This window comes from Cupriavidus sp. WGlv3, assembly GCF_023952475.1.
In the GTDB taxonomy this organism is placed as follows: Bacteria; Pseudomonadota; Gammaproteobacteria; order Burkholderiales; family Burkholderiaceae; genus Cupriavidus; species Cupriavidus phytorum.
This window is the reverse complement of the sequence record NZ_JALHRX010000001.1, coordinates 698,130-723,858: the sequence shown is the minus strand read 5'-3', so window position 1 is coordinate 723,858 and position 25,729 is coordinate 698,130. Positions and strand designations below refer to the sequence as shown.

The window sequence follows — 25,729 nt, the reverse complement described above, 5'->3', positions numbered from 1 at the left end:
TGAATGATCTTATGTGTTTTCAAGCTTACGCCTTGCCCTGCATCGACTGCCGGTCGAAACCCGCCAGCTGCTTGTACCGCAGCGAAATCGCTTCCAGCTCCGCGCGCGGGATCACCTGGTCGATGTCGCTGAACCCCTGCGGCGCGCGTTCCTCGGCCAGCTGCATCACCTGCTCGGGCCCGTTCATGCGATTGCGCAGCACGATGCCGGCGGTGCGCGGCAGGCGCTCGGCCTCGTATTCGCGCAGCGCGTAAGCAGTGTCGCGGCTGCCGAGCAGGCTGTCGACCAGGTAGCGCGCGTCGAGGATGGCCTGGGCGCTGCCGTTCGAGCCGATCGGGTACATCGGGTGCGCGGCGTCGCCCAGCAGCGTGACCCGGTCGAAGGTCCAGCGCGGCAGCGGGTCCTTGTCGACCATCGGGAATTCGTAGATGGCCTCGGCGCCGTCGATCAGCGCGGGGATGTCGATCCAGTCCCAGCGCCAGCCGGCGAACTGCGCCCGGAACACCGACTTGTCGACCTGCTTGTTCCAGTCGCTGCGCGGCGGGGTGTCGGACACGCTGTCGGGCACGCGCAGTTCCGCAATCCAGTTGACCAGCGAGCGGCCCTGGCGGCGCAGCGGTTCGGAGATGGGATAGGCGACGAACTTCTGGTCCTGGTGCCCGGCCATGAACATCGAGCGGCCGTCCAGGTAGGGCGGCGCCTCGGTGACCGCGCGCCACAGCAGCCGGCGCGAGAAGCGCGGCAGGTCGCCGCCGGGATAGAAATGGCGGCGCACCGCCGAATGGATGCCGTCGGCGCCGACCAGCACGTCGGCGCTGGACTCGACCGCGGCGTTGTCGCCGCGGCGCCGCAGCACGAAGCGCGCCTGGCCATGCGCGCCGGTGTCCAGCACGGATTCGAAGCTGTGGCCGGTATGGACCGCGCCGGCCCCAAGGCGCTCGACCACGGTGCGGTGCAGCAACATCTGGAATTCGCCGCGATGGATCGAGTACTGCGGCCAGTCATAGCCGGCGGCCAGCCCGCGCGGCTCATGCCAGATGCGCTGGCCCAGTTTGTTGTAGTACGACAGCGACGAGGTCTCGACCGCGATCGCGGCGAGCGCATCGCGCAGGCCCAGTTCGGACAGCACGCGCACCGCGTGCGGCAGCAGGTTGATGCCCACACCCAGCGGGCGCAGCGTTTCGCTGGCCTCCCAGACCTCGGCCTCGATGCCGTGGCGGTGGCACAGCAGCGCCAGCGTCAGGCCGCCGATGCCGCCCCCGGCGATTGCGATCTTCATGGTGTCTCCCCGCGTACAGGTCGTGCCGGAGGCCACGCGCAGGGCGCCGCCGCCGGCGGATCGAATTTGTTATGGAGTATAACGATTCGGCCGGTGGCGGCAAGACGGGAAAGACCCCGGCAGCTGGCATCCGGGGTCGGGAAAAACCCGCGCTCAGCCCAGCGCGGCGCTTTCCGGCTTGGCTGGGGAAGTGGCCTGGGCCTTGAGCGACGGCACCGGGAACACGATGTCGTAGAGCCAGTTGTAGACCAGCGCGTAGACCATGTAGAAGCCGGCCACGGCGATATCCATGATGAGCGCGTCGACCAGGCTGATATCGAGGTACCACGCCAGCGACGGCAGGAACACCACCAGCAGGCCCAGTTCGAACAGCAGCGCGTGCAGCACGCGTACCGGCACCGACTTGCGCAGCTGGCCGGTGAAACGCAGCATGCCCTTGTCGAACAGCACGTTGTACAGGTAGTTCCAGCCGGTGGCGATCAGCGAGGCGACCGCGCCGATCAGCCCCATCTGGTGCAGTTCATAGCCGAAGGCCCAGCTCGCCAGCGGAGCGAAGATCAGCAGGCCGACCACCTCGAAGCCAACGGCATGGCGGATCCGGTCCCAGGTTTTGCGCATGGTTTCTCCTTGCTGGCAAAGACGATGGGGCCTAGTCTATCTGCTGGGCAGGGATTGCCAAGTTGGATACCATCGCTTTAACAGATACATGAGGGGGCGGAGATACGTATGAGTCTCTCGCTGGAGCAATTGCAGGCCTTTGTCGCGGCCGCCGACACGGGCTCGTTCTCGGCCGCCGCGCGCCGGCTCGGCAAGGCCCAGTCGGTGGTCAGCGCGGCCGTGTCCAACCTCGAGATCGATGCCGGCAACGCGCTGTTCGACCGCAGCGGCCGCTACCCGGTGCTGACCCCGGCCGGCGAGCGCCTGCTGGCCGAGGCGCGCGTGATCCTGGAGCGCTGCGAGCATTTCCGCGGCGTCGCCAAGAGCCTGGGCGAGGGTGTCGAGACGCGGCTGGTGCTGGCGGTCGACGAGCTCTATCCGGAAGAAACGCTGGGCGCGCTGCTGGTGGAGTTTTCCGGGCGCTTCCCGGCGGTCGAGCTGGAACTGCTGTTCCCGCTGATGGAGGACGTCAGCCGGCTGGTGCTGGAGGGTGGTGCCGACCTCGGCATCATGTGGCGCCAGGAGGTGCTGCCGCCGGAGCTGGGCTTCCATGCGCTCGGCTGGATGCCGATGCAGATCCTGTGCGCGCCCGACCATCCGCTGGCGTCGCAGCGGGTGGACTGGGAAGAACTCAAGCGCTACCGCCAGCTGATGGTCGCGACCCGCACCGACAGCGAGGAAAAGATGCGCCTGCGCGTGGCCGCCGACGTGTGGTGGGTGGAAAGCCAGTGGGTGATCGTCGAGCTGGTCAAGCGCGGACTGGGCTGGGCCTTCGTGCCATGGCACGTGGTCGCCAATTCGCCGGCCGCGGCGCAGCTGGTGTCGCCGCCGCTGGCGTTCCAGCAGCAGGACTGGCCGGTGGCGATGGAGCTGGTCTGGCACAAGCAGCGGCCGCTGGGCAAGGCCGCCACCTGGCTGCGCGAGCGCATCTGCGCGCAGCCGCTGCCGAGCGCGCCGCAGCGCAGCGCCTAGCGCTGCCCGACGGTGGCGGGCGCGGCGGTTTCCCCGCTGGTGCTTGCGCTGCCGCTACCACCCGCCGGCTGCGCGTGCCAGCCGCCGCCCAGCGCCTTGATCAGCACCACCGCCGCGGTGTACTGGCGGCCGGTGATCGACAGCGCGGTGCGTTCCGCGGTGTAGGCGCTGGTCTGCGCCGTCAGCACGTCGAGCAGGCCGGCGGTGCCGGCGCGGTAGCGATTGTTCACCAGCGCCAGCGCCTCGCGCGCCGAGCGCAGCGCGTCGTTCTGCACCACCGCCTCCTGTTCCAGCAGCCGCTGCGCGGCAAGGTTGTCCTCGACTTCCTGGAACGCGCCCAGCACGGTCTGGCGGTAGTTGGCCACGGTCTGGTCGTAGGCCGCCACCGCCTGCGCCTTGGCCGCGCGGCGCGCGCCGCCGTCGAACAGCGTGCCGGCCAGGCCGCCGCCGATCGACCAGATCCGGTCCGGCAGCGACATCCAGCGCGCCAGCGTGCTGGCGGTCAGCCCGCCGCTGGCCGACAGCGACAGGGTCGGGTAGTAGGCCGCCTGCGCCACGCCGATCTGCGCATTGGCCGAGGCCATGCGCCGCTCGGCCGCGCCGATGTCGGGGCGGCGCTCCAGCAGTTGCGACGGCACCGCCGCCGGCACGCGCGGCGGCGCGGCGCGGAACTCGCCGGCGGCCACCGCCAGCGCCGCCGGCGGCTTGCCGACCAGCACGGCGATGGCATGTTCCAGTTGCGCGCGCGTGATCTGGATGTCGATCTGCTGCGCCTGCGCGCTCTTGAGCTGGGTCTCGGACTGCAGCACGTCGGAGCGTTGCGCGGTGCCTGCCGCGTACTGGTTCTGCACCAGCTGCAGCGACTTCTGGTAGTCGGCCACGGTGCGGTCCAGCAGCGCCTTCTGCGCATCGGCCACGCGCAACAGGAAGTAGCTCTGCGCCAGCGTGGCCTGCGTCGACAGCAGGGTCGAGGCCAGGTCTGCCTCGCTCGCCTGCGCGCTGGCCTCGCTGCTTTCGACCTGGCGCCGCACCCGGCCCCAGACGTCGAGCTCCCAGGTCGCGCCGAGCGTGGCGCTCTGTCCGTTGAGCGTGTTGCCGCTGGCATTGCGCGCGCGCGAGGCGCCGGCCTGCGCATCGACCAGCGGGAAGAAGCCCGCGCGGGCCGCTTGCAGCGAGGCCACCGCCTGGCGGTACTGGGCCTCGGCGGCCTTGATGTTCTGGTTCGAGATCTGCACCTCGGCCATCAGCGCGTCGAGCTGCGCATCGCCGAACACGGTCCACCAGTCGGGGCGCGCCAGCGCATCCTGCGGCTCGGCGGGCTTCCAGTCGCCGGTCCAGGCGGGCGTGGCGGCGTCGGCTTCCTTGAAGGCCGCGGACACCGGGGCGTCGGGGCGCTGGTAATCCGGGCCGACGGCGCAGCCTGCCAGCAGCAGCGTGCACGCCAGCGGCAGGGCAGGGGTCAGCAGGCGGGAAAAAGCGGTCATGGCGAATCTCTGCATTACTGCAAAACTAGACGGCGGCCGGCTGGTCGGGTGTGTCGGCGCCGCGGCGGCGCTGGCGCCAGGCCTTCATCCTGAGGCGCCAGCGGTCCAGCGTCAGGTAGACCACCGGCGTGGTGTACAGCGTCAGCAGCTGGCTCACCACCAGCCCGCCGACAATGGAAATGCCCAGCGGCGCGCGCAGCTCGGCGCCGTCGCCTCGGCCCAGCGCCAGCGGCACCGCGCCCAGCAGCGCGGCCATGGTGGTCATCAGGATCGGGCGGAAGCGCAGCAGGCAGGCGCGGTAGATGGCGTCGCGCGGCGACAGCCCCTCGCGCCGCTCGGCGTCGATGGCGAAGTCGATCATCATGATCGCGTTCTTCTTGACGATGCCGATCAGCAGGATCACGCCGATCAGCGCGATGATGCTGAAGTCGGTCTTCGAGGCCAGCAGCGCCAGCAGCGCGCCCACGCCGGCCGACGGCAGCGTCGACAGGATCGTCAGCGGGTGCACGTAGCTCTCGTACAGCACGCCCAGCACGATATAGATCGTGACCAGCGCCGCCAGGATCAGGATGGGCTGGCTCTTGAGCGAGTCCTGGAACGCCTTGGCGCCACCCTGGAAGTTGGCGCGCAGGGTCTCCGGGGCGCCGATGCGCGCCATCTCGCGGTTGATGGCGTCGGTCGCCTGCGACAGCGAAGTCCCTTCGGCCAGGTTGAACGAGATCGTCGACGCCGCGAACTGGCCCTGGTGGTTCACGCCCAGCGGCGTGCTGCTGGGCGTCACGCGCGCGAACGCGGCCAGCGGCACGCGGTTGCCGTTGCCGGTGACCACATAGATGTCCTTGAGCGCATCGGGCCCCTGCAGGTATTCCTGACTCAGCTCCATCACCACCCGGTACTGGTTCAGCGGATGGTAGATGGTCGACACCAGCCGCTGGCCGAAGGCATCGTTCAGCACCGCATCGACCTGCTGCGCGGTCACGCCCAGGCGCGAGGCCGCGTCGCGGTCGATGATCACCGAGGTCTGCAGGCCCTTGTCGTTGGTGTCGGTGTCGATATCCTCCAGCCCCTTCAGGTTGGACAGCGCCGCGCGCACCTTGGGCTCCCACGCGCGCAGCACCTCCAGGTCGTCGGACTGCAGCGTGAACTGGTACTGCGAGCTGCTCTGGCGCCCCCCGACGCGGATGTCCTGCACCGATTGCAGGAAGAGCCTCGCGCCCGGTTCCTTGGCCAGCTTGTCGCGCAGCCGCGCAATGATGGTGTCGGCCGATTCGCGCTGCGCCAGTGGCTTGAGCGTGACGAACATCTGCCCGGTATTGCGCTGCGAGCCGCCGGTAAAGCCGGTCACGTTCTCCACCGCCGGGTCCGACTGCACGATCTTGATGAAGCTGTCGAGCTTGCCGCGCATGGCCTGGAACGAGGTCGCCTGGTCGGCGCGGATAAAGCCGATCAGCCGTCCGGTGTCCTGCTGCGGGAAAAAGCCCTTGGGCACGATCACATACAGGTACACGTTGAGCGCGATGGTGGCGAGCAGCACCAGCCACACCAGCGGACTCAGCCGCAGCGCGGTCGCCAGCGAACGCGCATAGCCGTCATGCAGCCACTGGAACATGCGCTCGGTGGCGCGGAAGAAGCGTCCCTGCCGTTCCGGTTCCACCGGCCGCAGCATGCGCGCGCACATCATCGGCGTGGTGGTCAGCGAGACCACCAGCGACACCAGGATCGCCACCGACAGCGTGATCGCGAATTCCTGGAACAGCCGCCCGACGATGCCGCCCATCATCAGCAGCGGAATGAACACTGCGATCAGCGACAGGCTCATCGACAGCACCGTGAAGCCGACCTCGCGCGCGCCGCGCAGCGCCGCCGCCAGCGGCTTCATGCCTTCCTCGATATGGCGCGAGATGTTCTCCAGCACCACGATGGCATCGTCGACAACGAAGCCGGTGGCGATGGTCAGCGCCATCAGCGACAGGTTGTTCAGCGAGAAACCGGCCAGGTACATCACCGAGAACGTGCCGATCAGCGATACCGGCACCGCCACGCTGGGAATCAGGGTGGCGCGCACGTTGCGCAGGAACACGAACACCACCATGATCACCAGCGCCACCGAGATCATCAGCGTGTGCTCGACCTCGCGCAGCGAGGCGCGGATGGTGGGCGTGCGGTCCATCATCACGTCCATCGAGATCGCCGCGGGGATCATCTTCTGCAGCTGCGGCAGTATTTCGTTGACGCGGTCGACGGTCTCGATGATGTTGGCGCCGGGCGAGCGGTTCAGCACCAGCAGCACCGACGGCTTGCCGTTGGCAGAGCCGGCGTTGCGGATGTCCTGCACCGAATCGACCACGTTGGCGACGTCGCGCAGCCGCACCGGCACCGCGAACGAATTGGGGCCGCTGGTGGCGCTGGTGCCGCCGGTGGCACCGCTGGTGATGGTGGTGGTGCCGCTGCTGGTGGTCAGCGTGGTCACGGTGACGCCGTTGACCACCTTGGTGCTGACGCCGCCGCTGGCGGTGGCGTTGGCGGTGCTGGCGATCAGCGCGCCCGCCGACGCCGACGAGTACGTGCCCGGCGTGGCGTAGCGGATGATCAGCGGCATGTAGTCTTCCGCCTTCATCGCCTGGTCGTTGGCGTAGACCTGCCAGTTGTTGCTGGCGTTCTCCAGCGTGCCCAGCGGCCGGTTGGCATTGGTCGCGCTGATGGTATTGCGCACGTCCTCGAGCGAGATGCCGTAGTTGTTCAGCGCGGTCGGGTTCAGTTCGACCCGCACCGCCGGCAGCGACGCGCCGCCGATGGTGACCTGGCCCACGCCCTCGACCTGCGACAGCTTCTGCGCCAGGATGGTCGAGGCCGCATCGTAGAGCTGCCCGCGCGTCATGGTCGGCGAGGTCAGCGCGATGATCATGATCGGCGCGTCGGCGGGGTTGACCTTGCGGTAGGTCGGGTTGTTGGGCAGGCTGGTCGGCAGCGTCGCGCGCGAGGCGTTGATGGCGGCCTGCACGTCGCGCGCGGCGCCGTCGATATCGCGCGACAGGTCGAACTGCAGCGTCACGCGGGTCGAGCCGAGCGAGCTGCTGGAGGTGATCTCGGTCACGCCGGCGATGGTGCCGAGCGCGCGCTCCAGCGGCGTCGCCACGGTGGCGGCCATGGTTTCGGGGCTGGCGCCGGGCAGCGACGCCGACACCGAGATGGTGGGGAAGTCCACCTGCGGCAGCGGCGACACCGGCAGCAGCCGCAGCGCCGCGAGCCCCGCCAGCAAAATGCCGAGCGTGAGCAGCGCGGTCGCGACCGGGCGATGGATAAAGGCAGCCGAGAGATTCATGCTCAGACCGGCTCCTCGCCCGTGCCGCCTTCCTCCGGATCGCCGAAGCGGCGCTTGCGCCAGCCCTTCACGCGCGTCGCCACGCGGTCGAAGGCCAGGTAGATCACCGGCGTGGTGAACAGCGTCAGCACCTGGCTGAGCAGCAGGCCGCCGACCATGGTCACGCCCAGCGGCCGGCGCAGCTCGCTGCCGATGCCGGAGCCCAGCATCAGCGGCAGCGCCGCCAGCAGCGCCGCCATGGTGGTCATCAGGATCGGGCGGAAGCGCAGCAGGCAGGCCTGGAAGATCGCGTCGCGCGGATTCATGCCGCCTTCGCGCTCGGCCTCGAGCGCGAAGTCGATCATCATGATCGCGTTCTTCTTGACGATACCGATCAGCAGGATGATGCCGATGATGGCGATGATGCCCAGGTCCATCCCCGCCACCAGCAGCGCCAGCAGCGCGCCGACGCCGGCCGACGGCAGCGTCGACAGGATCGTGACCGGGTGGATGGTGCTTTCATACAGCACCCCCAGCACGATATACATGGTCACCACCGCGGCCAGGATCAGCCACAGCGTGTTCGACAGCGACGCGCGGAACGCCAGCGCCGCGCCCTGGAAGCTGGTCTGCATCGAGATCGGCAGCCCCAGTTCCTGCTCGACCCGGGTGATCTTGTCGACCGCCGCGCCCAGCGATGCGCCCGGCGCCAGGTTGAACGAGATCGTCGCCGCCGGGAACTGGCCCTGGTGGTTGATCACCAGCGGCCCGGTGCGCTCGGTGATGCGCGCGAACGCGCCCAGCGGCACCTGTCCGCCGGACGAGGAGGGCAGGCGCAGCTCGGCCAGCGATTGCGGGCTGGTACGGAATTCCGGCATGGTCTCCAGCACCACGCGGTACTGGCTCGACTGCGTGAAGATGGTCGACACCAGCCGCTGGCCGAAGGCGCTGTACAGCGCGCTGTCGATCACCGCGGTGGTGATGCCGAAGCGCGCCGCGGCGTCGCGGTCGATATCGACATAGGCGCGCAGGCCGTTGTTCTGCTGGTCGCTGGTGACATCGCGCAGCTCCGGCTCCTGGCGCAGGCGCTCCACCAGCTTCGGCACCCACGTCGCCAGCGTCTGGGGATCGGGATCTTCGACCGTGAACTGGTACTGCGTGCGCGAGACCTTGTCCTCGATGGTCAGGTCCTGCACCGGCTGCGTGAACAGCGACACGCCGCCGAGGTCGTGCACCGCTTGCTGCAGCCGCTGCGTCACCACGTCGATCGGATCGCGCTCGTCCTTGGGCTTGAGGTTGATCAGCATGCGCCCGGCATTGAGCGTGGCGTTGGTGCCGTCCACGCCGATGAACGACGACAGGCTGGCCACCGCCGGATCCTGCATCACCACCTTGGCCACGGCTTCCTGCTTGCGCGCCATGGCGCCGAACGAGGTGGTCTGCGCGGCTTCGGTGATGCCCTGGATCACGCCGGTGTCCTGCACCGGGAAGAAGCCCTTGGGCACCAGCAGGTACAGCAGCACCGTCAGCGCCAGCGTGGCCACCGCCACCACCAGCGTTGCCTTCTGGCGATCGAGCACCCATTCCAGGCCGCGCCCGTAGCGCTCGATCACGTTGTCGAAGAAGCGGCCGGTGGCGCGGTGGAAGCGCGACAGCTTCTCTTCCGGCACATGATGCAGCAGCCGCGCGCACATCATCGGCGTGAGCGTCAGCGACACCACCGCCGAGATCAGGATCGACACCGCCAGCGTGATCGCGAACTCGCGGAACAGCCGGCCGACCACGTCGCCCATGAACAGCAGCGGGATCAGCACGGCCACCAGCGAGAAGGTCAGCGAGATGATGGTGAAGCCAATCTGCCTGGAGCCCTTCAGCGCCGCCTGCATCGGCGAATCGCCTTTCTCGATGTAGCGCATGATGTTCTCGATCATCACGATCGCATCGTCGACCACGAAGCCGGTGGCAATGGTCAGCGCCATCAGCGTCAGGTTGTTGATCGAGAACCCGGCCAGGTACATGACCCCGAACGTGCCCACCAGCGACAGCGGCACCGCCACGCCGGGGATGATGGTGGCGGGGATATTGCGCAGGAACAGGAAGATCACCAGCACCACCAGCGCGATCGCCAGCAGCAGCTCGAACTGCACGTCATCGACCGAGGCGCGGATGGTGGTGGTGCGGTCGGTCAGCAGCTGCACGTGCACCGATGCCGGCAGCGCGTTCTGCAGCTGCGGCAGCAGCGCCTTGATGCGGTCGACCACCTCGATCACGTTGGCGCCGGGCTGGCGCTGGATGTTCAGCACGATCGCGGGCTTGTCGTTGGCCCATGCGGCCAGCCGGCTGTTCTCGGGGCCGTCCACGATCTCGGCCACGTCGGTGATGCGGATCGGCGCGCCGTTCTTGTAGCCCAGGATGATCTGGCGGTACTCGTCCGCCGAGCGCAGCTGGTCGTTGGCGTCGATGGTGGAGGCGCGCTGCGGGCCGTCGAAGCTGCCCTTGGCGCCGTTGACGTTGGACGCGCCGATGGCGGTGCGCAGGTCGTCGATCGACATGCCCAGCGACGCCAGCGCGGCCGGGTTGGCCTGGATCCGCACCGCGGGGCGCTGGCCGCCGCTGATGGTGACCAGGCCCACGCCCTGGATCTGCGAGATCTTCTGCGCCACGCGCGTATCCACCATGTCCTGCAGCTTGGGCAGCGGCATGGTGTCGGAGGTCATGGCGATGGTCATGATCGGCGCGTCGGCCGGGTTGACCTTGCTGTAGACCGGCGGCATCGGCAGGTCCGACGGCAGCAGGTTGCTGCCGGCATTGATCGCGGCCTGCACCTCCTGCTCGGCCACGTCCAGCGGCAGCGTCAGCTCGAACTGCAGCGTGATCACCGACGCCCCCCCTGACGAGGACGACGACATCTGCTTCAGGCCCGGCATCTGGCCGAACTGGCGCTCCAGCGGCGCGGTCACCGACGAGGTCATCACGTCCGGGCTGGCGCCGGGGTACAGCGTGGTGACCTGGATGGTGGGATAGTCGACCTCGGGCAGCGCCGACAGCGGCAGCAGCCGGTAGGCCACCAGCCCGGACAGCAGGATAGCCAGCATCAGCAGCGCCGTGGCGACCGGGCGCTCGATGAAGAGGCGGGACGGGTTCATGCGGCGTCCTTACGGCTGCGGCGCGCGCGCGGTTGGTGCGCTGGCGCCGGCTTCGCGGTGGCGACGGCGTTCGGCTTGCGGTGCCGAGGCGCTTGCAGCGCCTGCAGCGCCGGCATCGGCCTGCGCGCCGCTGGCACCGCCGACACCGCCAGCACCATCGCGATGGCGCCGTCCGCGCGCGCGCGGCTGGCTGGCCGGCACCACCGCGGCGGCGCGCGCGGCCGGGTCGACGGTTTCGACCGTCATGCCTTCCTTGAGCCGGTCGGCGCCGTCGACCACCACGCGCTGGCCGGGCTCGAGCCCCTTGAGCACCGCGCTACGGGTGCCGTCGCCGGGGCCCAGCTCGATCACCTGCACCTTGACCTGGCTGGCTTCGTCGACGGTATAGACGAAGGTGCCCTGCTGGCCGCGCTGGATCGCCGCCACCGGAATCACGGTGGCGTCCCGGAGCGTATCGACGCGTGTGCGCACGTTGACGAACTGGTTGGGAAACAGCATGCCGTCGGCATTGGGGAAGACCGCCTTGAGCTTGACCGTGCCGGTGGTGGTGTCGATCTGGTTGTCGGTGGTCAGCAGCGTGCCTTCGCCGAGCTGGTTGCGCACCTGGCGGTCCCAGGCCTGCACCGGCAGCTTTTCGCCGGCGTTGAGCTTTTTCAGCACCGACGGCAGGTTGTCCTCGGGGATGGTGTACATCACCGCGATCGGCTGGATCTGCGTGATCAGCGCGATGCCGTTGGTGTCGCCGGTATTGACGATATTGCCGGGATCGACCTGGCGCAGGCCGATGCGGCCCGACACCGGCGCCACGATCCGGGTGTAGCCCAATTGCAGGCGCGCGTTGGCGACGTTGCCCTGGTCGGTCTTGACCACGCCCTCGTACTGGCGCACCAGTGCGTCCTGGGTATCGACCTGCTGCTTGGAGATCGAATCCTGGCCCAGCAGTGTGCGGTAGCGCTGCTGGTCCAGCCTTGCGTTCTGCAGCAGCGCCTGGTCGCGCGCCAGCTGGCCCACGGCCTGGTCGAGCGCGGCCTGGAACGGGCGCGGGTCGATCTCGGCCAGCACGTCGCCGGCCTTGACCATCTGGCCTTCCTTGAACAGCACCTTGAGCAGCGGCCCGGACACCTGCGCGCGCACGGTCACGTTCGAGACCGGGGTGACGTTGCCGAGCCCGTTCAGGACCACGTCCATGTCGCGCTGGACCACGGCGGCGACCACCACGGGAGAGCGCGGCATGCCCGCGCGCCCGCCCGGGCCGCCAGGTCCAGCCGCGGCGGGTCCGCGGGCACCGCCCGGGCCTGCCGCGACGCCTTGGGGCGCGTCGCCGCGGTGCGCATACCAGTACCAGCCGCCCGCGGCCAGCAGCAGCACCAGCAGCCCGGCATAGAGCCGGTGCCGGTTTCGGCGCGGCGGGCGCGAAGACGGGGAGGGGGAGGGGTTAGGTTGGCCTGGTTCGGGGTTGGACATGTCCGCAATCCTGGGAACGGTGCGCGCGGCGCACCGTCGTGTTCTGCTGGCAAGTGACGATGCCGCAGTATGCCGCATCGCCATGGGCGCCTGCGGGCCGCCGGCGTGCCGGCGCGTGCCGTGCAGCGCGCATGGGGCGGCGCTGACGGCAAGTCATGCGGCAAGGATAATGTGCGGGCGCGGACGCCCGTATTTCGGCGCCCCGCACTTTTATTACAGAGGATTACCAGCGGCCCGGGTGTAACCTCCGGAAACAATACCGCCCGGCCGATCTGGCGTGTGCGCCGCCCGGGCTGACTATCATGTGCCTATGCGAACGAACCAGCCTACCCAGATCCTTGTCGTCGACGACGATCCCGAACTGCGCGACCTGCTGCGCGAGTACCTGACCCAGCAGGGCTTCGCGGTTTCGGTGATGCATGACGGCGACGGCCTGCAGGCGCGCCTGGAGCGCGAGCGGCCGGCGCTGATCGTGCTGGACCTGATGATGCCCAAGGTCGACGGCCTGACCGCGCTGCGCAACCTGCGCGCCAGGAACGACGATATCCCGGTGATCCTGCTTACCGCCCGCAGCGACGAAATCGACCGCATCGTCGGCCTCGAGATCGGCGCCGACGACTATCTCGGCAAGCCATTCTCGCCGCGCGAGCTGCTGGCGCGCATCAACGCCGTGCTGCGCCGCAAGCTGGCGCGCCCGGCGGCGGCGCCCGAGGACCGCGAGTCGGTCGCCTTCGGCCCGTTCCGCGTCAACTTCCGCCAGCGCACGCTGGCGCGTGCCGGCCAGCCGCTGTCGATCAGCGATACCGAATTCGCGCTGCTCAAGCTGCTGCTGATGCATCCGCTTGAAGTGCTGTCGCGCGAGCGCATCGTCGAGCTGATGTACGGCAGCGCCAGCGGCATCAGCGACCGCGGCATCGACGTGCAGATCTGGCGCCTGCGCCGGCTGCTGGACGAGGATGCGCAGCGCCCGCGCTATATCCAGACCGTGCGCGGCCGCGGCTACACCTTCGTGCCCGACGAAGCGGAAGAGATTCCGGCGGGCCTCCCTGAATAACCCGGCGCCGGCCCCGCGCCGGCGCCGCCGGCGCCCCGAATAGCCACCGGCGCCACCAGGACTGCTTCCCGATGAAGTTGCGACGTATCGATACCCTGTTCGGCCGCATTGCGCTGCTGATCGCCGCGGTGCTGGTGATCAGCCATTTCTCGTGGCTGGCCATCCTGCGCATGGACCGGCGCCAGCAGCAGGTCGACTATTCGGTGGAGCAGATGCTGTTCCAGCTCGACAGCATCGAGCGCGCGCTCGATGCGCGGCCTCCGGCGAAGCTGCCCAGCCTGGTGGAAACCGCCAACACCGCCGATGCCGACGAGCACGCCACCGCACCCAAGGGCGGCCGCTCGCGCCGGCTGGTGGAGCAGTTCATCAGCCGGCTGCCGCAGGGCACCGAGATCCGGCTGGAGGACGAAACCACGCCGCGCATCTGGATCAAGCTGCCGAGCCGCGCCGACTGGATCGCGATGCCGATCCTGTGGGTCCACAACCCGCCGCCGGACAACCGGCTGGTGCCGGGGGTGATGCTGGTGGTGGGCGTGGCGATCGTGTTCGCCGTGCTGATCGCGTGGCAGATCCAGCGCCCGGTGCGCGACATGGCCAACGCGGCCGCGCTGCTGTCGCGCCAGCACGCCGTGCCGCCGCTGCGCGAGCGCGGCCCGCATGAGCTGCGCCAGCTGATCGAGCGCTTCAACCGCATGGTGGCCGACCTCGCGCGCATCGACCAGGAACGCAACACCATGCTGGCCGGCATCGCCCACGACCTGAAGACGCCGCTGGCGCGGCTGCGCCTGCGCGCCGAGATGCTGGCCGATCCCAAGGCCGCCGCGGGGGTCACGCGCGATGTCGATTCGATGGCCGCCATCGTCGAGCAGTTCCTGAGCTTCGCGCAGACCAGCGAGTCGACCGCGCGGCCAGTGCCGGTGGACCGGCGCGTCAACGAGCTGGCGGCCTCGCTGGCCGAGCAGGAGCGCCAGGTGGTGTTGTCGCTGGGCGCGGGCGAGGGCTTCCGCATGATCGCCACGCAGCTGGACCGCATCGTCGGCAACCTGGTCGACAACGCCTACGCCTATGGCAAGCCGCCGGTCTGCATCGCGACCACGCGCACGCCGCACGGCTACATGCTGGTGGTGGAAGACCAGGGCGACGGCATTCCCGACCACGACAAGGAACGCGCCACGCTGCCGTTCGTACGGCTGGACCCGGCGCGCGGCGGCAATGCGCATTCCGGGCTGGGGCTGGCGATCGTGGACCGGCTGGTGCGGCAGGCGGGGGGGAAGCTGAACCTGGTGAATGCCGAGGGGGGCGGGCTGCGGGTGGAGATGCTGTTTGGAGCGGCTACGGTCTGATGACCGCTGGTGTACTCTCTCTCCCGCTTCCTTCAAACCTTCTTCTTCTCCCCGATCCGGCTTTCCTTCCCCGCCAGCAGCTTGGCAATGTTCTGCCGATGCCGCGCGATCAGCAGCACGCTGATGGCGAAGATCGCGCCGGCCATCACGTCGACGCCGTTCATCAGCACGTGGAAGAACGGCGCGAAGATCGCCGCCACCAGCGCCGCCAGCGACGAATAGCGGAAGAAGAAGGCGATGATCAGCCAGGTGGCCAGCGTGCCCAGGCCGAGAATGGGGTTGATCGCCAGCAGGATGCCGGCCGCGGTGGCCACGCCCTTGCCGCCGGCGAAGCGGTGGAACACGGGGAACAGGTGGCCCAGGAACACCGCCAGCGCCACCATGGCCAGGCCGGTGTCGGTGAGGCCGTGCGCCGGGCCGAAGCGCGCCGCCAGCCAGACCGCCAGCCAGCCCTTCAGGGCATCGCCGATCAGCGTCAGGATCGCCGCCTTCTTGTTGCCGGTGCGCAGCACGTTGGTGGCGCCGGGGTTGCCCGAGCCGTAGGAATGCGGGTCCGGCAGCCCCATCAGCTTGCTGACGACCACAGCGAAGGAAACGGAGCCGATCAGGTAGGCGGCAAGGGCAAAAAGCAGATTGGCCATGTGGAGTGGGATGTTTTCAGGCTGGCGCGATTGTAGCGCGGCAGGGGCCTCGCCACGACGTTGACTTCCCGGATTGGCGTGGAGGCTTGCTTCGACCTGAAGCAGCGCCACGCGGCCGGCAAGGTCAGTCCGGCAGCGCGCACTGCACCGGCTGGGCGTCCAGCAGCGCCGGCAGCAGCTTCGGATCCAGGCTGACCAGGTAGCCGCGGCGCCCGCCGTTGATATAGATGCGCGCCAGTTCCAGCACGGTCGCTTCCACGTACACCGGCATGCGCTTCCTGGTGCCGAACGGCGAGGTGCCGCCCACCAGGTAGCCGCTGTGCCGCTGCGCCACCTCGGGCTTGCACGGCTGCACGCTCTTGCGCCCGGTCTGGCGCGCCAGGTTCTTGGTCGAGACCGAGCAGTCGCCGTGCATCAGCACCACCAGCGGCTGCGTGCGCTCGTCTTCCATGATCAGGGTCTTGATCACGTCATGCTCGGGCACGCCCAGCTGGCGCGCGGATTCGCCGGTGCCGCCGTGATCGACATAGTCATAGGGGTGCTCGCCGAAGGCCACGCCGTGCTTGCGCAGCGCTTGCGTGGCGGGGGTTTCAGAAACGTGCCTGGATTTGCTCATGACAGTGGCCGCCGCCCTGGCGTTCAGCCGCGCGGATGGTGCTGCTGGTGCAGCTCGCGCAGGCGCTCGCGGGCGACGTGGGTATAGATCTGGGTGGTAGAGATGTCGGCGTGTCCCAGCAGCAGCTGCACCACGCGCAGGTCGGCGCCGTGGTTGAGCAGGTGCGTGGCGAAGGCATGGCGCAGCGTGTGCGGCGACAGCGGGGCATGCACGCCGGCATCGCGCGCATGGCGCTTGATCAGGTGCCAGAACGCCTGCCGCGTCATGCCTTCGCCGCGCTGCGTGACGAACAGCGCGTCGCAGGCACGCCCGGCCAGCAGCACCGGACGCGCGCCGGCCAGGTAGCGCCGCAGCCAGTCGCCGGCCTGCTGGCCGAACGGCACCAGGCGCTCCTTGTCGCCCTTGCCGCCGACCACGCGCGCGACGCCTTCGTTCAGGCCGATCTCGACGGTCTTCATCTGGGTCAGTTCCGATACGCGCAAGCCGCTGGCGTACATCAGCTCGAGCATGGTGCGGTCGCGCAGTCCCAGCGGCGTGGCGGTGTCGGGCGCCTCCAGCAGCGCGTCGACCTGGGCCTCGGTCAGGGTCTTGGGGTAGCGCGGCGGCTGCTTGGCGGGGCGCAGCAGCAGGCAGGGGTCGGTCTGCACCAGGTGCTCGCGCAGCGCCCACTGGTAGAAGCGGCGGAACACCGCCAGGCGCCGGTTGGCCGACGAGGCGCGGGTCTGCGTATGGCGCGCGCTGAAGTACGCCGACAGCGCGCCGTCGTCAGCGTCCAGCAATTCGCCGCGCTGCTCGTGCTGCAGCCAGCGCGCCAGCAGCGTCAGGTCGCGCCGGTAGGCATCGATGGTGTTGCGCGAGAGCCCGTCTTCCAGCCACAGCGCGTCGCAGAAGCGGCTGACCAGGGCCGCGTCGGCAGCGCTGGCGACGGCGGTGAGCTCGGCTGCCGCCGGGGCGCCGCTCATATCAGCATGGCGCCCTCATGGCGCAGCAGCCAGCGTTTGACGTCGAGGTAAAAGCCGTCTTCGGCATGGTGCGAGAACCCGCCGATGCCGCGCGCCGAGACCACGCGATGGCAGGGCACCAGGATCGGGAACGGGTTCTGCCCGCAGGCCTGGCCGACCGCGCGCGGCATCGCGCCGATGGCTTCGGCGATGGTGCCGTAGGTGGTGGTGGCGCCGCGCGGCACGGCGCAGATGGCCTGCCACACGCGCTGCTGGAAGGCGCTGCCGGCGGCGGCCAGCGGCACGTCGAAGGCGCTGTCGGGATCGTCGTAATAGGCCGCCAGTTGCGCCGCGAGCCGCTGCGTCAGCGCATCGGCCGGGCCAAGCGCCTCGACGTGCCCGGGAAGATACACGATGGCCCGGATGCGCGCGCCGTCCGTGCGCACGCCGATCTTGCCGAACGGGGCGGTAAGGATGGCGTCGTAGGGTGCGGGCATGGCGGTCAGGCTGGGGCGAATGCTGGATTTTAGTGCTTTTTGGCGGGGCTAGAAAAAAGGCCGCCTTGCGGCGGCCTTTGGCGGTTGGTGTCACACCGGCCGGATTACTGCTCCAGCTTGATGTTCTGCACCTTGACCAGGTTCTTCATCTTGTCGAATTCCTTCTTGATCTCGGCCGCGTGCTGCGCCGGCGTATTGCCCGACGGCTCGGCGCCGGCGGTGCGCAGGCGCTGCTGGAAGTCCTTGTCCTGCAGGGCCTTGACCGCGGCTTCGTTGAGCTTCTTGATGACGTCGTCAGGCGTGCCGGCCGGCGCCACCAGGCCGTACCAGGCCGGATCGTTCGGCTCCTTCAGGCCCATTTCGGCGAAGGTCGGCACATTGGGCAGCGACTCCAGGCGCTTGTTCCAGGCCACCACGATCGGTCGCAGCTTGTTGGCCTTGATGTAGGGCATCGACGACGGCAGGTTGTCGACCATGATCGGCACCTGGCCGGCCAGCACGTCGTTCAGTGCCGGGCCCGCGCCGCGGTACGGGATATGGACCATGAAGGTCTTGGTCGAGACCTTGAACTGCTCGCCCAGCATGTGGCCGAAGCCGCAGGTGCCCGACGACGCGTACGAATACTTGCCCGGGTTGGCCTTCAGCACGGCCAGGAACTCCTTGTAGTCCTTGGCCGGGAAGTTCGGGTTCACCGCGATCACGTTGGCCACGTTGGCCAGGTTGGTGATGGGCTTGAAGTCCTTGATCGGGTCGTACGACAGCTTGGGGTTGCAGGCCGGGTTCACGGCCATGGTCGAGACCGTCGAGATGCCGATGGTGTAGCCGTCCGGCGCGGCCTTGGCGATGGCGTCGGCGCCGATCGAACCGCCCCCGCCGGCGCGGTTTTCCACCACCACCGGCTGGCCCAGGATGCGGCTCATCTGGTCCGCCGCGCCACGGCCGACGATGTCGGTGGTGCCGCCGGGGGCGAACGGAATGATCAGGCGGATCGGCTTGGTGGGGTAGCTCTGGGCTTGCGCCGCGGTGGCGGCGGCCGCCAGGGCCAGGGTCAGTGCGAGTTTGCCAGCTTGCATGAGATCATGTCTCCCGTCAGAAATCCGGGCAGGGTGCCGCCCGGAAGCAAAAAAACCGTCGCAGTGCCACAGGTCGGGCGGTGCGCCGGCAGCGTAATCTGGATCAGCCGCCCAGCAGGCCGCGCTTGACGCCGGCGTCGACCGGGCGTTCGCCCAGGAACACCCGCAGCAGGGCCTGGTAAAAGTCTTCGCCGGGAATCGGCCGGCCGCGCGGCGTGCCGTTGATGGCGACGACCGTCCCCGTTTGCGGGGAAAAATCCAGGTTGATGACATCGCCCTTGTGCGCGGTGCCGATCTCGCCCAGGGTGCGCTCGAACTGTACCAGCCGCGCCGCCAGCGCCTGCATCTGCGCCTCGCTGTGGTTGTTGCGCATGCCCTGGCGGATCGCGCGCACCACCGCCGGCGGTTCGGTCTCGCGCAGGATGCGTAACTGTAGCCGCTTGGCGCCCGGCGTGCCGAGTACCACGGCCGCGTTGCGGGCCTTTTCCTCCAGGTACAGCGCGGCCACGTAGCCCTTGGTCAGGAAGCCGGTGCGCAGGGCCGCGCCATTGAGCTGCAGTTCCTTGCCGCCCACGCGCGCCGCGTCGTCGAAACGCACGCCGGCGATCTCGACCGCGCGCGCCGGCCCCGGCACGGCATGCACCACGGCCGCGGCGCCGAGCGCCGCCAGCACGACGGCCAGGCGCAGGCGGCGGCCCGGCCCGAAGCCAGGGCAGCGGCCAGGGCTGAGTCGGGAGCGGAGGAGGGTGTCCACGCGCAGGCGCGCGGAACGGATGCGGGACAACATGGCGGCAGACGTACAACTTGGCATGCCATGCTGCCCGAAATCTGGAAGAATACCTATCCGTATCTGCCCTAGTCTGCACATTCCGGCGGTTTTGCCGTTATCTCTCCCGCCGCTGTTTCTGTGCGACGGCTGCCCGGGCAGTGCCGCGCCATGCCACTGCCACCACAACAACAACCCTAGATGTCTTCCGCCCTCCTGCTGGTCCCGGACTTCAGCCTGATCCTGATCGGCTGGCTGCTGGTGCGCTATTCCCCCTTCGACCGCGCCTTCTGGGGCGGGGTGGAGCGGCTGGTCTACTTCGTGCTGTTCCCGGCGCTGCTGCTGCAGTCGACCAATACCGCGGTGCTCGATTTCTCGTCGACTTCGGCCATGCTGGGGCTGGCGCTGCTGGTGCTGGCCACCGGCCTGGCCGGCGGCTACGCCGTCAAATGGGTGCTGCGCCCGGACCCGGTCAGCTTTGCCTCGGGGCTGCAGACCGCGTTCCGCTTCAATTCCTATATCGGGCTGGCGCTGGCCGCGCGGCTGGGCGGGTCCGAAGGGCTGGCGCTGATGGCGGTGATCGTCGGCTGCACCGTGCCGCTGTGCAACGTGGCGGCGGTGTGGGCGCTGGCCCGGCATGGCCAGGCCGCGCTGTGGAAGGAGCTGGCGCGCAACCCGCTGATCCTGGCCACCGCGGGCGGCCTGGCGACCAACCTGATGGGGTTGCACGCGCCCGAGGTGCTGGGCATGACGCTGAACCGGCTGGGCTCGGCGTCGACCGCGCTGGGCCTGATGACGGTGGGCGCCGGGCTGCAGGTGAGCGGCGCCACCGGCACCGCCGGGCCGGTGGCGTGGTGGACCGGGGTCAAGCTGCTGGCGATGCCGTGCGTGGCCTGGCTGGTGGGGCGGCACCTGCCGCTGACCGCGCTGCAATACCAGATCGTGGTGCTGTACGCCTCGCTGCCGACCGCCTCCAGCGCCTACATCCTGGCCGTGCGCATGGGCGGCAACGGGCCGATGGTGGCGGCGACGATCTCGCTGATGACGGTGGCGGCGATCGTCACCACGCCGCTGTGGCTGGCGCTGGTGAGCTGAGCTGACCGGGAAGGTGGGAGTTCAGCCGGCCCGTTGCGCCGGCGGGCCGCCTTGCGCCAGGGCCCAGTCGATATGTTCCTGCACCATGGGGGTGGCGGTCTCGCGCCGCGCCAGCAGTGCGCCGCGAATGCGCGCGGCCAGTGCCGCGTCCTCGGCGCGCGAGCCCGACAGTGCCGTGCGCAGGCTGTTGCCCAGTCCCACCGCCAGGTTGCGCAGCCAGCGCTCATGGCCGATGCGGCGAATCGGGCTGCCCTCGAGGCGCTGGTTGAATTCCGCTTCGGTCCATTGGAACAGCGCCACCATGTCGGGTGCGTCCAGGCCATTGCGCACGTCGAAGTCCGGCACCGTGGCCACGTGCGCGAACTTGTTCCATGGGCACGCCAGCTGGCAGTCGTCGCAGCCGTAGACGCGGTTGCCCATCGGCGCGCGGAATTCCACCGGGATCGCCCCCTTGTGCTCGATGGTGAGGTAGGAAATGCAGCGGCGCGCATCGAGCCGATAGGGCGCGACGATGGCGCGCGTGGGGCAGATGTCCAGGCAGCGGTGGCAGCTGCCGCAATGGCCCGACTCGGGCGGATCGGTGGGCAGCGGGATGTCGACCAGGATCTCGCCGAGGAAGAACATCGAGCCGCCGTCGCGGTCCAGCAGCAGCGTATGCTTGCCGCGCCAGCCCAGTCCGCCCTGGCTGGCCAGCGCCACTTCCATCACCGGGGCCGAATCGGTAAAGACGCGGTAGCCGAACTTGCCGATCTCGGCCTCGATCCGGCTGGCCAGTTGCTGCAGGCGGCTGCGCAGCACCTTGTGGTAGTCGCGTCCGCGTGCGTACAGCGACACCACCGCGGTGGCCGGGTCGTCGAGGCGCGCCAGCTCGTGGCGGCGCCAGTCGGCGGCCTGCGCGTGCGCGCCGGCGACCGGGACATAGGGCATGCGCGCCACGATCGCGCGCACCGTGCCGGGCACCAGTTCGGCCGGACGGGCGCGCCGCAGGCCGTGGTTGGCCATATAATCCATGTCGCCGTGGTAGCCCTGCGCCAGCCATGCCAGCAGTCCCGGCTCGGCGTGCGCGAGGTCGACATCGGCGATGCGCACTGAGGCAAAGCCCAGCGCCGCGCCCCATGCGCGGATCGACTCGGCCAGCGCCGCAAGCTCCCCCGGGCCCGCGGCCGCGTGGCCGCTGGTGTCTGGTACTGGTGTGGGCGGCGCATCCGCCTGCCCGGGGGCGACTCGGTCGATCATTCCTGAATTGTACGCAATGCCCTTGCTCGAACAACGCACCCTGACGCTGCCCGACGAAGCCGCCACCGCGCGCCTGGGCGCCGCGCTGGCCGCCGCCGTGCAGGCGATGCCGCCGCGCACGGTGCACGTGCAGCTGTCCGGCGACCTGGGCGCCGGCAAGACCACGCTGTCGCGCGCCGTGCTGCGCGCGCTGGGTCATGCGGGCAAGGTCCGCAGCCCCACCTATACGCTGTGCGAGCCCTATGATGTCGCGCGCGCCGACGGCTCGCCGCTGACGGTCTACCACTTCGATCTGTACCGCTTTGCCGATCCCGAAGAGTGGCTCGACGCGGGTTTTCGCGACTGCTTCGCCGAACCGGCCTTCAATCTGGTCGAGTGGCCGGAAAAGGCCGGGCGCCTGCTGGGGGAACCCGACCTGCACGTGTTGCTCCAATCGGACATGGCCGGCGCCGATGACGCCGGCGAGCGGCGGATCGCGACGCTGCGCGCCTATACTCCCACTGGACTTACCTTGCTGAACGCATGCTGATCAAGCGACTTGCCACCGACCGCCCCGATGGACCCGACGGCCTGCTGCAGGCGCGCCGCAAATGGATGGCGCAGGCGCTGAAGCTGGGCGCCGGCACCGCCGTGCTGACGCTGGCCGGTCCGCAGATCGCGTTCGGCGCCGGCATCGTCGCGGTGCGCGTGTGGCCGGCCGAGGACTACACCCGCGTCACCATCGAATCCGATACGCCGCTGGCCGCGGCGCACCAGATGATCCGCGACCCCGACCGGCTGGTGGTGGACATCGACGGCCTCGACCTGTCGCCCACGCTGCGCGAGCTGGTGGCCAAGATCACCCCGAACGACCCGTATATCCAGACCGTGCGCGTCGGCCAGAACCGCCCGCGCGTGGTCCGCATGGTGTTCGACCTGAAGGAAAACGTGGCGCCGCAGGTGTTCACGCTGGCGCCCATCGGCAGCTACCGCAACCGGCTGGTGTTCGACCTGTACCCGGTCAACCCGCCCGACCCGCTGTGGAAGCTGGTGCGCGACACCGAGGAAAAGCAGCGCCGCTTTGCCACCTCCGACCCGGCGCCGGGCGCGGAAGGCATCGCCGGCGCCCCGGCCGGCGCCGAGGAAGATGCCATTGGCGCGCTGGTGCGCCGCTTCGACGAGAAGGGCGAGGTGCCGCCCACCACCGCGCCGCCGCCGGTGGCCGCGGCCCGGCCACGGCCCTCGACACCGTCCACGGCACCGGTGCCGCCGGTGCCGGCCCCGAATGCGCCCGTGGTGCCGCCGGTGGCGCGCGACAATCCCACCGCCGAGCGTCCATTCAAGATGCGCCGCCTGCTGACCGTGGCGATCGACCCCGGCCATGGCGGCGAAGACCCGGGCGCGATCGGGGCGGCCGGCTCGCGCGAGAAGGACGTGGTGCTGCAGATCGCGCACCGGCTGCGCGCCAAGATCGATGCCCAGCCCAATATGCGCGCGATGATGACGCGCGACGCCGATTTCTTCGTGCCGCTGAACGTGCGCGTGCAGAAGGCGCGCCGGGTGCAGGCCGACCTGTTCGTGTCGATCCACGCCGATGCCTTCCTGTCGCCCGAGGCGCGCGGCGCGTCGGTGTTCGCGCTGTCCGAGCGCGGCGCGTCCAGTACCGCGGCGCGCTGGCTGGCCAACAAGGAAAACGCCTCCGACCTGATCGGCGGCGCCAACATGGGCAACAAGGATGCGCAGGTGGCGCGCGTGCTGCTGGACCTGTCGACCACCGCGCAGATCAACGACAGCCTGCTGGTGGGCAAGGCGGTGCTGGGCGAGATCGGCGGCATCAACAAGCTGCACAAGGCCCGTGTCGAACAGGCCGGGTTTGCGGTGCTGAAGGCGCCGGACATCCCGTCGATCCTGATCGAGACCGCCTTCATCAGCAATCCGGAAGAGGAGCGCAAGCTCAACGACAACGCGCACCAGGAACAGCTGGCCAATGCCATCCTGAAAGGCATCCGCTCGTACTTCGCGCGCAATCCGCCGCTGTCGAAGAATCCGTCGGTCTGATCCGCCGCGCAGGCGGCGGGCACAGAAAAAACCGGACATGCCCCAGGGCATGTCCGGTTTTTTTCATGGGCGCGTGCTTCAGGCCCGTGCCGTGGCCTGGTCCTCCAGCAACGCATCGCGGTTGGCATAGCGCGACGCGATCACCGAGCAGACGATCAGCTGCAGCTGGTGATAGACCATCAGCGGCAGCACCAGCAGGCCCAGCGCCGGATGACCGGCAAACAGGATCTTGGCCATCGGGATGCCGTTGGCCAGGCTCTTCTTCGAGCCGCAGAACACCGCGGTGATCTCGTCCTCCACCGAAAAGCCCAGGCGGCGCGCGGTCAGCGTGGTGAAGCCCAGCACCACGAACAGCAGCACCGCGGCGATGCCCATCACCGCGCCGATGGTCTGCCACTGGTACTGGTGCCACAGGCCTTCGGCGGTGGCGTCGCAGAACGACGAGTAGACGATCAGCACGATCACGCCGCGGTCGATCTTGTTGGTGATGTGCTTCTTCTTGGCCAGCCAGCTGCCGATCAGCGGGCGCAGCAACTGCCCCAGCGCGAACGGCAGCAGCAGTTGCAACGCCACGCCGGTCAGCGCCTTGCCCAGCGGCATCGAGGCGCCGCTGGCGCTGATCACCAGCCCCATCAGCAGCGGCGTCACCAGCATGCCGATCAGGCCCGAGATGGTGGCGTTGAAGATCGCGCCCGAGACATTGCCGCGCGCCATCGAGGTCATGGCCACCGACGACGACACCGTGGACGGCAGCGCGCACAGGAAGAACACCCCCAGCAGCAGGTCGGCCGGCAGCGTATTGCGCAGCGACAGCATCAGCAGCGCGCCCACCACCGGGAACACCACATAGGTGAAGACCTGCACGAACACATGCAGGCGCCAGTGCTTGGCGCCGGCCACCAGCTTGTCGCGCGACAGCGCCGCGCCGTGCAGGAAGAACACCAGCGCCACGCCCAGGCTGGTGACCACGCCGAGTTGCAGCGGGCCGTCGCCGGTGCCGAGTTCGGGCGCGGCCAGCGCGATGGCGATGGCGGTCAGCATGACGAGCACAAAGCCGTCGATCAGGTCATAGAGCTTTTTGAGATTGCGGACGATACGGGACATGACTGCGGGTGAAATCTTGCGATGTTAGGGTTTTGCCTAGTATTGGACGCTAGCCGGGTCTAGAATGCAAATTCATTTATAGAATCTATTTATCCATTTGTTGCATGAATTACACATTGCGCCAGTTGCGCGTGTTCCTGGCCGTGGCCAGCAGTGGCGGATTCAGCCGGGCCGCGGACGCGGTCGGACTGACCCAGCCGGCAGTCAGCCGCGGCGTTGCCGAGCTGGAAGACGCGCTCGGCGTGCGCCTGCTGGACCGCACCACGCGCGAAGTGGTGCTGACCGAGGCCGGCCATGCGCTGGCGCCGGCGCTGGAGCGGCTGCTCGGGCAACTGGACGACACCCTCGAAGAAACGCGGCAGCTAGGTGAGCGCTATCGCGGTCGCGTAGTGATAGCCGGCGCGCCGACCATCTCCGCCCGGCTGATGCCGCTCTACGTGGCCGCCTGCGCCGCGCAATATCCCGAGATCCGCCTGACCGTGCGCGACAACGTCCAGGCCGACGGGCTGGAGCAGGTCCGCGCCGGCGCGGTGGACTTCGGCGTGCTGATCGACCCGCTGGTGCGCGATGGGCTGCTGGTGGAGCCGGTCGCAACTGACCCGTTCTGCTTCGTTTGCCGGCGCGACCATCCGCTGGCGCAGGCGGAATCGGTGCCGTGGTCGGCGCTGCATGGGATGCGGCTGGTGCTGCTGGACTTTGCCTCGGGCAGCCGGCCGCTGATCGACCGCGTGTTCGGCCGCCATGGCGTGGTGCCGCAGGTGGTGCAGGAACTGGGCCATTCGGCCAGCGTGTTCGGCATGGTCGAGGCCGGCATCGGCGCGTCGGTGCTGCCGTCGTTCTCGCTGCCCCTGCCGGCGGCGTCGCCGCTGGTGTGGCGCCCGCTGGTGCCGTGCGAGGAACGCAGCATCGTCATGGTGCGGCGCGAGGACCGCTCCTTGTCGCCGGCCGCGGCGGCGGTGTGGGAACTGGTGCGGCGCCTGACCGTGCGGGCCGAGGCGCCAACGATCAGCGCCGCGGCCTGAG

The 25,729-nt window shown here is 69.1% G+C and carries 21 protein-coding genes; 7 read left to right on the top strand and 14 right to left on the bottom strand.

Translation table 11 applies throughout. The annotated features are described in order from the left end of the window. Positions 1 to 25 precede the first annotated feature (25 nt). Together MKD38_RS03400 and MKD38_RS03395 are read right to left on the bottom strand one after the other, a co-directional pair. Positions 26 to 1,279 carry a flavin-dependent oxidoreductase gene (locus MKD38_RS03400; RefSeq protein ID WP_252674648.1) on the bottom strand — a complete coding sequence of 418 codons (1,254 nt, stop codon included), beginning with the start codon at positions 1,277 to 1,279 and terminating at the stop codon, positions 26 to 28. Between the two features lie 153 nt (positions 1,280 to 1,432). Further along, entirely contained in the window at positions 1,433 to 1,897 is a 465-nt protein-coding gene (locus tag MKD38_RS03395) for a PACE efflux transporter (RefSeq protein ID WP_252674647.1), read from the bottom strand. Positions 1,898 to 2,005: 108 nt separating this feature from the next. Here MKD38_RS03395 and MKD38_RS03390 point away from each other — a divergent pair, with 108 nt between their 5' ends. Further along, positions 2,006 to 2,908 (top strand): LysR family transcriptional regulator, encoded by a 903-nt coding sequence (locus MKD38_RS03390; protein WP_252674646.1) that lies wholly within the window; start codon positions 2,006 to 2,008, stop codon positions 2,906 to 2,908. On the opposite strand, the gene MKD38_RS03385 is transcribed toward MKD38_RS03390, so the two are convergent. The 4 genes from MKD38_RS03385 to MKD38_RS03370 are packed head-to-tail and all read right to left on the bottom strand — an operon-like array spanning position 2,905 to position 12,303. Then, positions 2,905 to 4,392, bottom strand: coding sequence for an efflux transporter outer membrane subunit (locus MKD38_RS03385; protein ID WP_252674645.1), 1,488 nt, complete (start codon positions 4,390 to 4,392; stop codon positions 2,905 to 2,907). The two genes, MKD38_RS03390 and MKD38_RS03385, sit on opposite strands and share 4 nt — an antisense overlap. A 25-nt stretch (positions 4,393 to 4,417) precedes the next feature. Beyond that, the gene (locus MKD38_RS03380; RefSeq protein WP_252674644.1) at positions 4,418 to 7,714 is read right to left on the bottom strand and encodes an efflux RND transporter permease subunit; all 3,297 of its coding nucleotides are present in this window, start codon (positions 7,712 to 7,714) and stop codon (positions 4,418 to 4,420) included. A 2-nt stretch (positions 7,715 to 7,716) separates the two neighbouring features. Further along, positions 7,717 to 10,839 carry an MdtB/MuxB family multidrug efflux RND transporter permease subunit gene (locus tag MKD38_RS03375; protein WP_252674643.1) on the bottom strand — a complete coding sequence of 1,041 codons (3,123 nt, stop codon included), beginning with the start codon at positions 10,837 to 10,839 and terminating at the stop codon, positions 7,717 to 7,719. 9 nt (positions 10,840 to 10,848) lie between these two features. Then, complete coding sequence (locus tag MKD38_RS03370; protein ID WP_252674642.1) at positions 10,849 to 12,303, bottom strand: MdtA/MuxA family multidrug efflux RND transporter periplasmic adaptor subunit; 1,455 nt, start codon at positions 12,301 to 12,303, stop codon at positions 10,849 to 10,851. Between the two features lie 310 nt (positions 12,304 to 12,613). On the opposite strand from MKD38_RS03370, the gene MKD38_RS03365 reads away from it, so the two are divergent. Beyond that, the gene (locus MKD38_RS03365; RefSeq protein WP_252674641.1) at positions 12,614 to 13,357 is read left to right on the top strand and encodes a response regulator; all 744 of its coding nucleotides are present in this window, start codon (positions 12,614 to 12,616) and stop codon (positions 13,355 to 13,357) included. A 71-nt stretch (positions 13,358 to 13,428) separates the two neighbouring features. Then, the gene (locus MKD38_RS03360) at positions 13,429 to 14,700 is read left to right on the top strand and encodes an ATP-binding protein (RefSeq protein WP_252674640.1); all 1,272 of its coding nucleotides are present in this window, start codon (positions 13,429 to 13,431) and stop codon (positions 14,698 to 14,700) included. Between the two features lie 32 nt (positions 14,701 to 14,732). Here MKD38_RS03360 and plsY read toward each other — a convergent pair whose 3' ends face one another. The 6 genes from plsY to MKD38_RS03330 form a co-directional block, all read right to left on the bottom strand. After that, entirely contained in the window at positions 14,733 to 15,341 is a 609-nt protein-coding gene (gene plsY / locus MKD38_RS03355) for a glycerol-3-phosphate 1-O-acyltransferase PlsY (RefSeq protein WP_111518543.1), read from the bottom strand. Positions 15,342 to 15,465: 124 nt separating this feature from the next. Beyond that, positions 15,466 to 15,957 carry an aminoacyl-tRNA deacylase gene (locus MKD38_RS03350; protein WP_252674639.1) on the bottom strand — a complete coding sequence of 164 codons (492 nt, stop codon included), beginning with the start codon at positions 15,955 to 15,957 and terminating at the stop codon, positions 15,466 to 15,468. Positions 15,958 to 15,980: 23 nt separating this feature from the next. Next, entirely contained in the window at positions 15,981 to 16,919 is a 939-nt protein-coding gene (gene xerD, locus MKD38_RS03345; protein WP_252674638.1) for a site-specific tyrosine recombinase XerD, read from the bottom strand. Continuing rightward, on the bottom strand, positions 16,916 to 17,395 hold the full coding sequence (locus MKD38_RS03340; RefSeq protein WP_252674637.1) for a methylated-DNA--[protein]-cysteine S-methyltransferase: 480 nt from the start codon (positions 17,393 to 17,395) through the stop codon (positions 16,916 to 16,918). Before MKD38_RS03340 ends, xerD begins: the two co-directional genes overlap by 4 nt. A 104-nt stretch (positions 17,396 to 17,499) precedes the next feature. Further along, entirely contained in the window at positions 17,500 to 18,468 is a 969-nt protein-coding gene (locus MKD38_RS03335; protein ID WP_252674636.1) for a tripartite tricarboxylate transporter substrate binding protein BugE, read from the bottom strand. Positions 18,469 to 18,571: 103 nt separating this feature from the next. Further along, positions 18,572 to 19,279 (bottom strand): chalcone isomerase family protein, encoded by a 708-nt coding sequence (locus MKD38_RS03330; RefSeq protein ID WP_252674635.1) that lies wholly within the window; start codon positions 19,277 to 19,279, stop codon positions 18,572 to 18,574. Between the two features lie 156 nt (positions 19,280 to 19,435). Here MKD38_RS03330 and MKD38_RS03325 point away from each other — a divergent pair, with 156 nt between their 5' ends. After that, a complete protein-coding gene (locus MKD38_RS03325) occupies positions 19,436 to 20,329 on the top strand; it encodes an AEC family transporter (RefSeq protein WP_252674634.1) in 894 nt (297 codons plus the stop codon). A gap of 21 nt (positions 20,330 to 20,350) precedes the next feature. Here MKD38_RS03325 and queG read toward each other — a convergent pair whose 3' ends face one another. Further along, positions 20,351 to 21,565: a tRNA epoxyqueuosine(34) reductase QueG gene (gene queG, locus MKD38_RS03320; RefSeq protein ID WP_252674633.1), complete on the bottom strand. Its 1,215-nt coding sequence runs from the start codon at positions 21,563 to 21,565 to the stop codon at positions 20,351 to 20,353. A 16-nt stretch (positions 21,566 to 21,581) separates the two neighbouring features. On the opposite strand from queG, the gene tsaE reads away from it, so the two are divergent. Together tsaE and MKD38_RS03310 are read left to right on the top strand one after the other, a co-directional pair. Next, a complete protein-coding gene (tsaE, locus tag MKD38_RS03315) occupies positions 21,582 to 22,094 on the top strand; it encodes a tRNA (adenosine(37)-N6)-threonylcarbamoyltransferase complex ATPase subunit type 1 TsaE (RefSeq protein ID WP_252674632.1) in 513 nt (170 codons plus the stop codon). Beyond that, positions 22,088 to 23,602 (top strand): N-acetylmuramoyl-L-alanine amidase, encoded by a 1,515-nt coding sequence (locus MKD38_RS03310; protein WP_252674631.1) that lies wholly within the window; start codon positions 22,088 to 22,090, stop codon positions 23,600 to 23,602. Before tsaE ends, MKD38_RS03310 begins: the two co-directional genes overlap by 7 nt. Before the next feature lie 78 nt (positions 23,603 to 23,680). Here MKD38_RS03310 and MKD38_RS03305 read toward each other — a convergent pair whose 3' ends face one another. Beyond that, complete coding sequence (locus MKD38_RS03305) at positions 23,681 to 24,706, bottom strand: bile acid:sodium symporter family protein (RefSeq protein ID WP_111518559.1); 1,026 nt, start codon at positions 24,704 to 24,706, stop codon at positions 23,681 to 23,683. Between the two features lie 104 nt (positions 24,707 to 24,810). On the opposite strand from MKD38_RS03305, the gene MKD38_RS03300 reads away from it, so the two are divergent. Next, positions 24,811 to 25,728, top strand: coding sequence for a LysR family transcriptional regulator (locus MKD38_RS03300; protein WP_252674630.1), 918 nt, complete (start codon positions 24,811 to 24,813; stop codon positions 25,726 to 25,728). The last annotated feature ends 1 nt before the right edge of the window (position 25,729 follow it).